Annotated in this window: 9 protein-coding genes; 7 read left to right on the top strand and 2 right to left on the bottom strand. The window is 72.9% G+C overall.

What is annotated here, in order from left to right:
- Window positions 1-283: 283 nt before the first annotated feature.
- The 4 genes from ABZ135_RS21505 (at window position 284) to ABZ135_RS21520 (ending at window position 5,590) form a co-directional block, all read left to right on the top strand.
- Entirely contained in the window at window positions 284-823 is a 540-nt protein-coding gene (locus ABZ135_RS21505) for a TetR/AcrR family transcriptional regulator (protein ID WP_356697937.1), read from the top strand.
- Between the two features lie 81 nt (window positions 824-904).
- Window positions 905-2,248, top strand: a complete 1,344-nt coding sequence (locus ABZ135_RS21510) for an MFS transporter (protein WP_356697831.1) — start codon at window positions 905-907, stop codon at window positions 2,246-2,248.
- 285 nt (window positions 2,249-2,533) lie between these two features.
- Window positions 2,534-4,165 (top strand): citramalate synthase, encoded by a 1,632-nt coding sequence (gene cimA, locus ABZ135_RS21515; RefSeq protein ID WP_356697832.1) that lies wholly within the window; start codon window positions 2,534-2,536, stop codon window positions 4,163-4,165.
- Window positions 4,166-4,234: 69 nt separating this feature from the next.
- Window positions 4,235-5,590 carry a hypothetical protein gene (locus ABZ135_RS21520; RefSeq protein ID WP_356697833.1) on the top strand — a complete coding sequence of 452 codons (1,356 nt, stop codon included), beginning with the start codon at window positions 4,235-4,237 and terminating at the stop codon, window positions 5,588-5,590.
- 67 nt (window positions 5,591-5,657) lie between these two features.
- On the opposite strand, the gene dnaN is transcribed toward ABZ135_RS21520, so the two are convergent.
- Window positions 5,658-6,758 carry a DNA polymerase III subunit beta gene (gene dnaN / locus ABZ135_RS21525; RefSeq protein WP_356697834.1) on the bottom strand — a complete coding sequence of 367 codons (1,101 nt, stop codon included), beginning with the start codon at window positions 6,756-6,758 and terminating at the stop codon, window positions 5,658-5,660.
- A gap of 199 nt (window positions 6,759-6,957) precedes the next feature.
- Here dnaN and ABZ135_RS21530 point away from each other — a divergent pair, with 199 nt between their 5' ends.
- Window positions 6,958-8,121: a serine hydrolase domain-containing protein gene (locus ABZ135_RS21530; protein WP_356697835.1), complete on the top strand. Its 1,164-nt coding sequence runs from the start codon at window positions 6,958-6,960 to the stop codon at window positions 8,119-8,121.
- Between the two features lie 125 nt (window positions 8,122-8,246).
- On the opposite strand, the gene ABZ135_RS21535 is transcribed toward ABZ135_RS21530, so the two are convergent.
- Complete coding sequence (locus ABZ135_RS21535; protein ID WP_356697836.1) at window positions 8,247-8,864, bottom strand: YceI family protein; 618 nt, start codon at window positions 8,862-8,864, stop codon at window positions 8,247-8,249.
- Window positions 8,865-9,072: 208 nt separating this feature from the next.
- Between ABZ135_RS21535 and ABZ135_RS21540 the strand changes: the two genes are divergently transcribed.
- Both ABZ135_RS21540 and ABZ135_RS21545 read left to right on the top strand, forming a co-directional pair.
- Entirely contained in the window at window positions 9,073-9,582 is a 510-nt protein-coding gene (locus tag ABZ135_RS21540) for a hypothetical protein (protein ID WP_356697837.1), read from the top strand.
- Between the two features lie 106 nt (window positions 9,583-9,688).
- On the top strand, window positions 9,689-13,588 hold the full coding sequence (locus ABZ135_RS21545; RefSeq protein WP_356697838.1) for an endo-alpha-N-acetylgalactosaminidase family protein: 3,900 nt from the start codon (window positions 9,689-9,691) through the stop codon (window positions 13,586-13,588).
- Window positions 13,589-13,595: the final 7 nt, after the last annotated feature.

The following is a 13,595-nucleotide window of genomic DNA, read 5'->3' on the forward strand; positions in this document are numbered from 1 at the left end:
CCGGCGCGCCCAGGCGCGGACCAACGACTCCCAGCCGTCGCGCAGTTCGACCACGGGCTCAACGGGCATGGTGCAGAACCGCCTTCCGGATCAGGCGCACGCCGGATCGACGGTGTGCGGCCACGACCGCGCGAGGTCCTCCGCGGGCTCCCGGACGGCTCCCGATCCCGGACCACCTTTGATCCTGTAGAACGTACGAGTGAGTCAGAGCAGCAACCCGCCCCCTCATCCCCGCCGCCGCAACCAGGCGGCCCCGCCGCGCGAGGACGTCCTCGCCGCCGCCATGGACACCATCGCCGAGCGCGGGCTCGACGGGCTCACCATGGCCGGCCTCGGGCGGCAGGTCGGCATGAGCAGCGGGCACCTGCTCTACTACTTCCGCACCAAGGACGAGCTGCTGCTGCGCACCCTGGAGTGGAGCGAGGGCCGGCTCGGCGCCGAGCGCAGCGCGCTGCTGTCCGGGCCCGGCACCGCGCGGGAGCGGCTCGACGGCTATGTCGACGTGTACGTGCCCGACGGCCCGCGCGACCCGCACTGGACGCTGTGGCTGGAGGTCTGGAACCGCTCGCAGAACGCCGACGACGACGCCCGCGCCCGGCAGGCCGCGATCGAGGGCGCCTGGCACCGGGACCTGGTCGCGATCCTCGCCGAGGGGGTGTCGCGCGGGGAGTTCCGGGCCGTCGACCCGGACCGCTTCGCGCACCGGATGCGGGCCCTGCTCGACGGCTTCAGCGTGCATGTCGCCGTCGGCATCCCCGGCACCGGACGCGCCCAAGTCCTCGACCACGTCAGGGAGTTCATCGCCGAAACCCTGATTCCGTGACCGTTAGGAACGTAAGTTCTCCTGATCGTTGCGCGGTGCACCCTTGTTGCGGCCGGGCCGTCTCCGGCACGGTTCGGGGCCATGGGACGAGAGCACTGGAAGAAGATCTGGGTCGGGTCGGCCGGCAACATGGTCGAGTGGTTCGACTGGTTCGTGTACGCGAGCTTCGCGACCTATTTCGCGGGGGCGTTCTTCCCCGAGGGCAACGACACCGCCAAGCTCATGAACACGGCCGGCATCTTCGCCGTCGGCTTCTTCATGCGGCCGGTCGGCGGCTGGCTGCTCGGCCGGGTCGGTGACCGCAAGGGACGCAAGGCGGCCCTCACCCTCACCGTGACGCTGATGTCCGCCTCGGCGGTCCTCATCGCCGTCGCCCCCACCTACTCCGTCGCCGGATACGGCGGCGCCGCCGTCCTCCTCGTGGCCCGGCTCCTCCAGGGCCTGTCCGTCGGCGGCGAGTACGCCGCCAGCGCCACCTACCTCACCGAGGCGTCCGCCCCGGAGCACCGCGGCTTCGCCTCCAGCTTCCAGTACGTGTCGATGACCGCCGGCCAGATCCTCGGCCTCGGCCTCCAGATCGTGCTGCAGCGGACCATGTCCGCCGACGCCCTGCACAGTTGGGGCTGGCGCATCCCCTTCATCATCGGCGCCCTCGGCGCGGCCGTGGTCTTCTACCTGCGGCGCAACATGCTGGAGACCGAGGTGTACGAGGAGACCGCCGACGCCGGTGTCGGCGGCGGCGAGAAGGGCACGATGAAGGCCCTGTGGGCGCACAGGCGCGAGGCGTTCCTCGTCATCGCGCTCACCATGGGCGGCACGGTCGCCTACTACACGTACACCACCTACCTCACCAAGTACCTGTCCAACTCCGCCGGCCTGTCCAAGCAGACCGCCACCCTGGTGTCCTTCTGCGCGCTGATCGTCTTCGCCTGCCTCCAGCCGCTGGCCGGCCGGCTCTCCGACCGGATCGGCCGCCGCCCGCTCCTGATCACCTTCGCCATCGGCTCCACCCTCCTCACCGTGCCGATCATGACCCTGCTGCGGCACGCGGGCTCCTTCTGGCCGGCCCTCGGCCTCTCCCTGCTCGCGCTCGTCGTCATCACCGGCTACACCTCGATCAACGCCTGTGTGAAGGCCGAGCTCTTCCCGACCGGCGTGCGGGCCCTCGGCGTCGCCCTGCCCTACGCCATCGCCAACGCCCTCTTCGGCGGCACGGCGGAGTACGTCGCCCTGTGGTTCAAGAACGCGGGCGTCGAGTCCGGCTACTACTGGTACGTGGCGGGCTGCGCGGCCGTCTCCCTGGTCGTGTACGTCACCATGCGCGAGACCCGCGACATCGACCTGGGCCGGGTGGGCCGCACCGAGCGCGAGGCCGCCCCCGCGCCCGTACGGCCGAGGGAGACCGCCGCCGATTCCGCATCGTGAGATTCGCGTCCGCCGTCGTGCGCGACTGTGGCAGACTTCCGGCGTGCTCGCTACCACCATGATTATCGGCAGCAGCGCGCCGGTCCGCAGTGACCGCTGAACCGCGGGACTCCACCCCCGCGGCAGCGGCCACCGTGCCCCAGACCCGCGCGCAGACCTCTCGCACCCGCGAGGGGTTTTTTCGTTTTCCGGCCCCACCCATCGCCGGAAGCGGACAGCGCGTGAGAATGGGGGCAAGTGGATCCAGACCTTCCGGAGCCACATCCGACAGGAGCCATCAGAGTCATGACCACGGAGAACGGCGAGAGCTCGCGGCTGGACGCCGGCCACGTCGACGACAGCTTCCACGTCTTCGACACCACGCTGCGTGACGGGGCGCAGCGGGAAGGCATCAACCTCACCGTCGCGGACAAGCTGACCATCGCGCGCCACCTCGACGAGTTCGGCGTCGGCTTCATCGAGGGCGGCTGGCCCGGTGCCAACCCGCGCGACACGGAGTTCTTCGCCCGCGCCCGGCAGGAGATCACCTTCCGGAACGCGCAGCTCGTCGCCTTCGGCGCCACCCGCAGGGCCGGCGGCAGCGCCGCCGAGGACCCGCAGGTCAAGGCGCTGCTCGACTCCGGGGCCCCGGTGATCACCCTGGTCGCCAAGTCGCACGACCGGCATGTCGAGCTCGCCCTGCGCACCACGCTCGACGAGAACCTGGAGATGGTCCGCGACACCGTCTCCTACCTGCGCTCCCAGGGCCGCCGGGTCTTCGTCGACTGCGAGCACTTCTTCGACGGCTACAAGGGCAACCCGGACTACGCCAAGGCCGTGGTCCGCGCCGCCCACGAGGCCGGCGCCGACGTGGTCGTCCTGTGCGACACCAACGGCGGCATGCTGCCCGCCCAGATCCAGGCCGTCGTCGCCACCGTCCTCGCCGACACCGGCGCCCGCCTCGGCATCCACGCCCAGGACGACACCGGCTGCGCCGTCGCCAACACCCTCGCCGCCGTCGACGCCGGCGCCACCCACGTCCAGTGCACCGCCAACGGCTACGGCGAGCGGGTCGGCAACGCCAACCTCTTCCCCGTGGTCGCGGCCCTGGAACTGAAGTACGGCAAGAAGGTGCTCCCCGAGGGCGCGCTCGCCGAGATGACCCGGATCTCGCACGCCATCGCCGAGGTCGTCAACCTCACCCCCTCCACCCACCAGCCGTACGTGGGCGTCTCCGCCTTCGCGCACAAGGCGGGCCTGCACGCCTCCGCCATCAAGGTGGACCCGGACCTCTACCAGCACATCGACCCCGAGCTGGTCGGCAACACCATGCGGATGCTCGTCTCCGACATGGCCGGGCGCGCCTCCATCGAGCTCAAGGGCAAGGAGCTCGGCGTCGACCTGGGCGGCGACCGGGCCCTCGTCGCCCGGGTGGTCGAGCGGGTCAAGGAGCGCGAGCTCCAGGGCTACACCTACGAGGCGGCCGACGCCTCCTTCGAGCTGCTGCTCCGCGAGGAGGCGGAGGGCCGGCCCCGCCGCTACTTCCGGACCGAGTCCTGGCGGGCCATCGTCGAGGACCGCCCGGACGGCACCCACGCCAACGAGGCCACCGTGAAGCTGTGGGCCAAGGGCGAGCGGATCGTCGCCACCGCCGAGGGCAACGGCCCCGTCAACGCCCTCGACCGGGCGATGCGGGTGGCCCTGGAGCGGATCTACCCGCAGCTCGCCAAGTTCGAGCTGGTGGACTACAAGGTCCGCATCCTGGAGGGCCGCCACGGCACCGAGTCCACGACCCGCGTCCTGATCACCACCAGCGACGGCAACGGGGAGTGGTCGACGGTCGGCGTCGGCGAGAACGTGATCGCCGCCTCCTGGCAGGCCCTGGAGGACGCCTTCACCTACGGGCTGCTGCGGGTCGGCATCGAACCGGCCGAGTAATCGGTTTTCCCCGCTTATCGCACGATGTCCGCTATGTTCTGTTCGGCGCCGTTCGGGTAGCGTCGAAACATGAGGACCAGGGCGATACCCGCGGTGCCGGCGCTGTCGGCACTCGCCGGGCTGCTACTCCTGCTGCTCATGGTCCTGGCCCCCACCGCGGGCGCCAGGGCCACGGGCGTGTCCGACGCCGCCGCCGCCCTCAAGCAGGGCCCGGTGTACGTCGACCCGGGCGCGGCCGGCCAGTTGTCGAAGGCCGACGCGGACGCCCTCGCCGAGAAGATCAAGGACGCGGACAAGCCGCTCTTCGTGGCCGTGCTGCCGGCGAACGCGCAGTTCCCGCCCGAGAACCTGTTCCAGAACCTGCGCACCCAGACCGGCATCACCGGCCTCTACGCGATCCGCCTCGGCGACGGCTTCGACGCCCGCGCCGACCGGTCGGTGATGTCCCGCGACGCCGTGGAGAACCTCGTCACCTCCGTACGGCAGCCCGGTGTGGACGCCAGGACGGAGCTGAACAACTTCGTCGACCAGGCCCTGCCGACCCTGCGCGGCTCCGCGCCCGCGAGCTGGGGCACCGTCGGCCAGGACTCCGGCGTGCCGGTGGCCGGCCTGGTCACCTTGGGCGCGGTCGCCGCGGCCGGCGGCGCCGGTGCCTACGCGGTCGTCCGCCAGAAGCGGCGCCGCAAGGAGGCCGAGGAGCGCGAGGCACTCGACCGGCTCCGGGTCGTCGTCGACGAGGACATCACCGCCTTCGGCGAGGAGCTGGAGCGGCTCGACTTCCATCCGGCCGAGGCGGGTGCCGACGACGCCATGCGCGGCGACTACGAGCGGGCCCTCGACTCCTACGACCAGGCGAAGTCCCTGATGGGCTCCGCGACCCACCCGCACGACGTGCGCGCGGTCACCCAGGCCCTGGAGGACGGGCGCTGGTCGCTCGCCGTCCTGGCCGCCCGCCGCGAGGGCCGGCCGCTGCCCGAGCGGCGCCCGCCCTGCTTCTTCGACCCGCGCCACGGCCCCTCCACCGAGGACCGCACCTGGACCCCGGCGGGCGGCGCCTCCCGCCAGGTCCCCGTCTGCGCGGCCGACGCGGCCCGCCTGGACGAGGGCCTCGACCCGCAGGCCCGCACGGTCGCCACCGACGGCGGCCGCCGCCCCTACTGGGAGGCGGGACCGGCGTACGGCCCCTGGGCCGGCGGCTACTTCGGCGGCGGCATGCTGCCCGGCCTGCTCGTGGGCACCATGCTCGGCTCGATGCTCGCCACCCCGGCCTACGCCGGCGAATACGGCGGCGGTGACTTCCAGGACTTCCAGGGCGGCGACTTCTCCGGCGCCGACTTCAGCTCCGGGGACTTCGGATCCGGCGACTTCGGCGGCGGAGGAGGCTTCGACGGGGGCGGCGGCTTCGACGGCGGTGGCGGTTTCTGACCCCGGAACGGCCGACCCCGGCCGCCCCCGGAACGGTCGCCCCCGGGAGCGGCCCTCGGCGGCCGGGTCAGAGGAGCGGCTTCACCGACATCAGCAGATGGCGGTGGGCCTCGCCCTCCCCGGCCGTGATCAGCGCCCGCTGCCCCGGACCGAGCAGCAGCAGCCGCAGCTCCGGGGCGTCGAAGGACCCGAGCGCGTCCAGCAGATAGCCCGGGTTGAAGGCGACCGTCATCGCCTCGGCCCCGGTGAGCGCCGCGGGCAGCCGCTGCGAGGCCACGTCGTCCTCGTACCCGGCCTGCAGATGCACCGTCGTGCCGTCGAAGGCGAGCTGCACCGGACTGTCGCCCTCCGCCACCACCGCGACCCGCCGCACCGCCTCCACCAGCGGCGCCCGCTCGGTGACGGCGACCGCGTGCTCCCCGAGCGCGAAGAGCTTGTCGTGCCGGGGCAGCCGGCCGTCCAGGAGCCGGGTCGTCGTCCGCATGCCGCCGCTCTCGAAGCCGAACGAGCCGCCGTCCAGGGCGAGCCGCACGCTCCCCGCACCGGCCACCGAGCGGGCGATCTCGGTCAGCCGGCGGGCGGGCACCACCACGTCGGCGACCGCCTCCGCGCCGGGGTCCGGCCGCCACTCCAGGGTGCGCACCGCGTACCGGTAGCGGTCGGTCGCGGCCAGCGTCATCGTCGTCCCGTCCAGGCCGAGCCGTATCCCCGTGAGCACCGGCAGCGCGTCGTCCCGGCCGGCCGCCACCGCCACGTGCCCCACGGCGGCGGCGAAGGCGTCCGCGTCCACCTCGCCGCGCCACGCGGGCAGCGCGGGCTGGGCCGGATAGTCGTCCAGGGGCAGCAGCGAGAGCCCGAAGCGGGCGTCCCCGCCGCTCACCGAGAGCCGCGCGCCGTCGACCGCGCAGACCACGGGCCCCTGCGGCAGCACCTTGCAGATGTCGTGCAGCCGCCGCCCGAGCACCAGCGCGCGGCCGTCCCGCACGGTGTCGGCCTCCACCTCGATCCGGGCGGCGGCCTCGTAGTCGAGACCCGAGACGCGCAGCCCGCCGTCCGCCGCCTCCAGGAGCAGACCGCCGAGGACGGGGACGGGGGAGCGGGCGGGCAGCACGCGCGCGGCCCAGGCCACGGCCTCGGTCAACACACCGCTGTCGATACGGAATTCCATGCCGCCGACGGTAACGGCCGCCACTGACAATCGAACCGGACGCGGAACGGGACGCGGTACCGGTCGCGGAACCGGGCGGCCCTGCCGGTGGGCCCGGACGGCGGACCGGCGGGAATTCCGGCCCCCCGATGATCGTTCCCCTTCTCGGGGAAGGCGACCGCGGCGCGTCGGCGCGTCCGCGAGGACGAGGGGGAGCACGATGAGCGAGGTCCACGGCACGGTGGCGCCCGGATTCGAGTCCGTACGGGAGGAGTTCGCCGGAGTCGTCGCCGCCGAGGCGCGCGACGGCGGCGCCCAGTTGGCGGTCTACCACCGGGGCCGCCAGGTCGTCGACCTGTGGGGCGGCGACGGGGTCGACGGCGACTCGCTGCTCGCCCTGTACTCCTCCTCCAAGGGCGCCACCGCCCTGGTCGTCGCCCTGCTCGTCCAGGACGGCGCGCTCGACCTCGACCGCGAAGTCGCCTCCTACTGGCCCGCATTCGCCGCCGAGGGCAAGGGCGCCGTCACCCTGCGCGCCCTGCTCGCCCACCGGGCCGGGGTCATCGGCGTGGCGGACGGTTTCACCCTCGACGAGCTCGCCGACGACCGGCTGGTCGCCGCCCGGCTCGCCGCCCACCGCCCCTACTGGGACCCGGACACCGGACACGGCTACCACGGCCTCGCCTTCGGCGCCCTCGCCGGCGAGGTGGTCCTGCGGGCCACCGGCCGGACGGTCCAGGAGCACTACGAGGAGCGGATCCGCGCCCCGTACGGGATCGAGTACCACCTCGGCCTCCCCGAGGAGCTGGAGTCCCGCTTCCGCCCGGCCCTGCCGATGCTGCCCACCCCGGCCCAGCGGGCCCTCCAGGAGGCGAACCCGATCGCCCCCGACAGCCTGATGGCCATCGCCTTCTGCCTCCACACCGAGCCGCCCTTCGACGCCGTCGCGTACGGCAACTCCCGTGCCGTGCACGCGGCGGCCCCGCTCTCCGGGGGCGGCGTCGGCAGCGCGCGCGGCCTCGCCCGGATGTACGCGGCGGTCGCGGGCGAGCTCGACGGCCGGCCGCCGCTCCTCGGGCCGGCCACGCTCGCCGCGGTCTCCCGCGTCCACTCCTCCGGCACGGACCTGGTCACCGGCGAGAAGAACGCCTTCGGCATCGGCTTCGTCCCGCTGGCCACCCGCTACCCCGAGCTCGGCCCGACCGCGATCGGCCACAGCGGCGCCCCCGGGACCCAGTCCTTCGCGGACCCCTCCCGCGCCCTCGCCTACAGCTACGCCCGCCGCCGCTTCGCCTTCGCCGGCGGCCCGGGCGCGCCGGAGAACGAGCGCCTGATCGCCGCGACCGTCGAGGCGGCGACGAGGGCGGGCCGACCCGTGGCGTGACGCAGGCCGCCGGCCGACCCGTGCCGTGCCGTGCCGTGACGGGAACGCCGAGCGCCCGCCCTCCGTGACGACGGAGAGGCGGGCGCGCTCGTGTCCCGATGGTTCCCGGTGGGGGAGGGGGTCGCTCAGGCGGCGTTCCTGATCGCGGAGATGTCGAAGGTCAGCTTCACCTTGTCGCTGACCATGACGCCGCCGGTCTCCAGGGCCGCGTTCCAGGTCAGGCCCCACTCGGAGCGCAGGATCTCGGCCGAGCCCTCGAAGCCGACGCGCTCGTTGCCGTAGACGTCCGTGGCGACGCCGTTGAACTCCAGGTCGATGGAGAGCGGCTTGGTGACGTCCTTGATGGTGAGGTCGCCGGTGATGCGGTAGGCGTCGCCGCCGAGCTGCTCGGCGCCGGTGGAGCGGAAGGTCATGAGCGGGAAGCGCTCGGCGTCGAAGAAGTCGCCGCTGCGCAGGTGGGCGTCGCGGTCGGCGATGCCGGTGTCGATGGAGGCGATCTTCACGTCGATCGCGGCGCTGGAGGCGGCCGGATCGGAGCCGTTCAGCTCCAGCGTGCCCTCGTGCTCGGCGAAGCCGCCGCGGACGTTGGTGACCATCGCGTGGCGGACGGTGAAGCCGATGCTGCTGTGGGCCGGGTCGATGGTGTACGAGCCGGTCAGCGCGGCCAGGGCCGGGTCTACCGGAAGCGTGGCGACGGCGGTGGCGACGGCGGACTCGCTGGTCTTGCGGCTGAAGAGACCCATGACTGCTCCTTGGGGTGATTTCGTTGAACCTTCAACGAGAACGACGATAGACCCATTCTGTTCAAGTTTCAACATCTCGGGTTCGGTGCCTTGGTCCGGACGGGCCCCGAGGCCCTCTAGCGGACGCGCGTAGACCTGCGCCACCATCTCCCTGCGCGATCCCACGTAGCGACACCCACGTACGTTCACTCCCAGGAGGAACCGAACCGTGAAGCTCCGCTCCGTCCTCACCGCCCTCGCCCTCGTCCTCGGCGCCCTCTTCGCCCCGGGCTTCGGCGTCCTGTCCACCGCCACCGACGCCCACGCCGTCACCAAGATCAGCCACTCCACCGCCACCTCGATGTTCCGCGAGGTCGGCATCACGTGGTCCTCGTCCGGCGGCTGCTCGGACCGCTACAACTCCACCTGCACGTCCTTCGAGCAGCTCAACCTCGCCACCGCCCAGGGCGCCCAGACCCTCAAGCGCGCCAGCGGCTGCGCCCTCAACATCACGGGCGGCACCGAGACCGGTCACGCGAGCGGCACGTACTCCCACTGGAACGGCTACAAGCTCGACTACAGCAAGTACACGTGCATCGGGAACTACATCAAGAACACCTTCACCTACATCGGCGTGCGCGGCGACGGCGCCCCGCAGTGGAAGTCCGGCTCCGGCAACATCTACGCCGACGAGGGCAACCACTGGGACGTCACCTACTACAACTGCGGCGGCTGCTGAGCCACTCGGGTCCACTTGGACTAACCGCAGGGGGTTGTTGGACTGGAGGGGCCGTCCCCGCGCGATCTCGTTGACGGTGGTCCGTCACACGGGCCAACTAGTGCGCATGTCGCACCCCTACCCTCCCTCCGCGGCGCGGCGGCTGCGCACGGCCTGTGCGCTGGCCGCCGCCACCTCCGCCGTCCTCGCCCTGGCCGGCCCGGCCCGCGCCGGCACCCCGCCCACGACCCCGGCCTCCGCCGGGACCACCGCCACCGCCACCGCCACCACCTCCGCCGTCATCGGCTCCGAGCAGCTCTCCGTCGCCGTCGCCGCGGACTTCCCCCGCGTCCTCTCCTACACCGACCGGGCCACCGGCGCCCGCCTCCTCGGCTCGACCGCGCCCGTCACACAGGTCGTCCTCAACGGCACCGCCCACACGGTCCGGGCCGCGGCCGCGCCCGTCGTGACCGGCGACTCCGCCGCGTACACCCTCGTCTTCCCCGATCTGCCGGGCGTCGAGATCGACGCGCGGCTGAGCGTCGGCGGCCGGGCCACCACCTTCCAGGTCACCGCCGTCCGCGACACCGAGACCTTCCGGGTCGGCACCCTCGACATCCCCGGCCACGACCTGGTCTCCGTCGGCTCCGCCGACGCCGGGGCCGCGACCGCCTTCACCCGGCTCGACCCCGACTCCACCCGGACCGCCGACGTCTTCGCGCAGATCACCGATGCCACCCCGGCCGACAGCGCGCCCGTCGGCGCGAGCTACGCCATCGTCCACACCGGCCGGCTCGCCGCCGCCCTGGAGTCCAACTCCTCCTACGACAAGCCCTCCGGCGCCTCCGCCCGCGACGGGGCCCGCTTCTGGCACCAGGCCCGCAAGGCGGCCACCCCCGCCGGCACCGAGACCCGCGTCGGCGTCTGGTCCGGCCAGTGGACCTACCGCGGCGCCGGCGCCCCGCGGCCCGAGAGCGGCGGGAACCTCCCCTGGGCCAAGGTCGTCGTGACCCCCGACGCCAACGGCGACGGCCGCACCGACTGGCAGGACGGCGCCGTCGCCTTCCGCACCATCGGCATCAAGGCCCCCGGCAGCGACCGGACCCCGGACCGGGTCGTCGCCCACATCCCGTTCAACTTCGCCTCGAACGCCACCCACCCCTTCCTGCGCACCCTCGACGACGTCAAGCGGGTCTCGCTGGCCACCGACGGGCTCGGCCAGTTCGCCCTGCTCAAGGGCTACGGCTCCGAGGGCCACGACTCCGCCCACCCCGACTACGGCGGCAACTACAACAAGCGCGCGGGCGGTCTCACCGACCTCAACACCCTCCTGAAGGAGGGCGGGAAGTGGGGCGCCGACTTCGGCGTCCACGTCAACGCCACCGAGGCGTACCCCGAGGCGCGGAACTTCAGCGAGACCCTCGTCGACAAGAGCAGGCCCGGCTGGAACTGGCTCAACCAGAGCTACTTCATCGACCAGCGCAGGGACGTGAACAGCGGCGACCTCGCCCGCCGCTTCCGGCAACTGCGCGACGAGACCGACCCCAACCTCTCGACGCTCTACATCGACGTCTACTACACGCACGGCTGGATCGCCGACAAGACGATCCAGGCCGTCCAGGCGCAGGGCTGGAACGTCGCCACCGAGTGGTCCGAGAAGTTCGAGCGGGCCTCCCTCTGGTCCCACTGGGCCAACGACCTCGACTACGGCGGCGTCACCAACAAGGGCCTCAACTCCCGGATCATCCGCTTCATCCGCAACGGCGAGAAGGACGTCTGGAACGACCACCCCGTCCTCGGCCAGACCGCCCTCGTCGACTTCGAGGGCTGGACCGGCGAGACCGACCACACCGCCTTCACCGCCAACATCTGGCAGCGCAACCTGCCCGCCAAATACCTCCAGCAACAGCGGATCACCCGCTGGAACGGCGACGACATCACCTTCACCGGCGGCGTCCGCGGCACCGTCGAGAACGGCCGCCGCACCTTCTACGACAACGGCCGCAAGGTCCTCGACGGCGACGCCTATCTGCTGCCGTGGGCCGGCGGAAGCAAGCTCTACCACTACAACAAGGCCGGCGGCAGGACCAGTTGGGCCGTGCCGGCGGGCACCGGCTCGTACACCGTCTACAAGCTGACCGACAACGGCCGCGTGAGGACCGGCACGGTCACGCCCGTGGGCGGCCGCGTCACCCTCGACGCCACCGCCGGACAGCCCTACGTGCTCTATCCCGGCACCGCCCCCGCCGCCCCCGAACCCCGCTGGGGCCAGGGCACCCCGGTCCGGGACCCCGGCTTCAACGACGCCGGGCTGACCGCCTGGACGAAGAGCGGCACCGTGGCCCGCGACACCGACGCCCAGGGCCGCAACAGCGCGCGGCTCACCGGCTCCGCCACCGCCTCCGTACGGCAGCAGATCACCGGACTGACCCCGGGCGCGCGGTACACCGCCTCCGTCCTCGTCGAGGTCGAGGCCGGGAAGACCCGCCCCACCACCCTCTTTGTCGGCGGCACGTCCGTCACCGTCGCCCGCTCCACCCTCACCGACCGGGTCGCCGCGTCCGACTGGAACGGCACCCGCTTCCAGCGCGTCAAGACCACCTTCACCGCCCCCGCCACCGGCGGCACCACCCTGCGGATCGATGCGGCGAGCGGCTCCACCGCCACCGTCCGCCTCGACGACGTACGGATCGTGGCGAACGACCCGGCGACGAAGGCCGGAGCCACGGTGTACGAGGACTTCGAGGCCGTCGACCAGGGCTGGGGCCCCTTCCTCAAGGGCGACGCCGGCGGCACCACCGACCCGCGCACCCACATCGCCCAGCTCCACGCCCCCTACACCCAGGCCGGCTGGAACGGGAAGGCGATCGACGACGTCCTCGACGGCGCCGAGTCCCTCAAGTCCCACGACGAGAACAGCGGTCTCGTCTACCGGACCGCCCCCTGGACCGTCCCCATGAAGGACGGCCGCGGCTACCGCGTCGAGTTCGCCTACCAGTCCAGCCACGCCGGCGCCTACGAGTGGGTCACCGGCTACGACCGTACGAGCGGCCAGGGCGCCCCCGTCGAGACCCGCCGCACCCCGATCGGCCAGCAGAGGACCACCGGCCACTTCTCGCAGACCGTCACCGCCGGCTGCGGCAACACCTGGACCGGGCTGCGCAAGCGCGCCGACGCCCCCGACGGCGCCGACTTCGTCCTGGACCGCTTCACCGTCACCGACCTCGGCCCGGCCGCCGAGCGGGCCGCCTGCGGCACCCTCTCCGTCACCGCGCCCGAGACCCTGGAGCCCGGCCGGGCCAACACCGTCACCGCCACCTTCGGCAACGACGAGACCGGCACCGTCTCCGGCGCGCAGGCCACCCTCGCCCTCCCCGAGGGCTGGACCGCCGAACCGGCCGCGCCGGTCGCCCTGCCCGCCGTCGCGCCCGGCGCCAGCACCACGGCGACCTGGCGGGTCACCCCGCCCGTGGACGCGGCCTACCGGCCCTACGACCTGGCCGCCACCGTCGCGTACGGCATCGGCGGCGAGACCGGGAAGCTCACCGCGACCCGCACCGTCCGCACCCTGCCCCCGCCGCCCACCGCCGACGCCTGGGCGAGCGACCTCGACTGGACCTCCGCGACCAACGGCTGGGGCCCGGTCGAGAAGGACCTGTCCAACGGCGAGACCGGCACCGGCGACGGCGGCCCGCTGCGGATCGGGGGAGTGACCTACGCCAAGGGCCTGGGCACCCACGCCCCGGCCAAGGTCCGCTACTACCTGGGCGCGCGCTGCACCTCCTTCACCGCCGAGGTCGGCGTGGACGACGTCCAGACCACCCGCGGCAGCGTGCGGTTCAGCGTGCTCGCCGACGGCACGCAGAAGACCATCTCGCCGGTCCTCAGGGCCGCCGACAGCGCCTGGTCGCTCACCGCCGACGTCACCGGCGCCTCGTACGTCGACCTGGTCGTCGACGACGGCGGGGACGGCAACGGCAACGACCACGCCGACTGGGGCGACGCCCGCTTCCGCTGCGGGACCTGAACCCCTC

It is taken from the genome of Streptomyces sp. NPDC006339, from assembly GCF_040612775.1.
GTDB lineage: Bacteria > Actinomycetota > Actinomycetes > Streptomycetales > Streptomycetaceae > Streptomyces.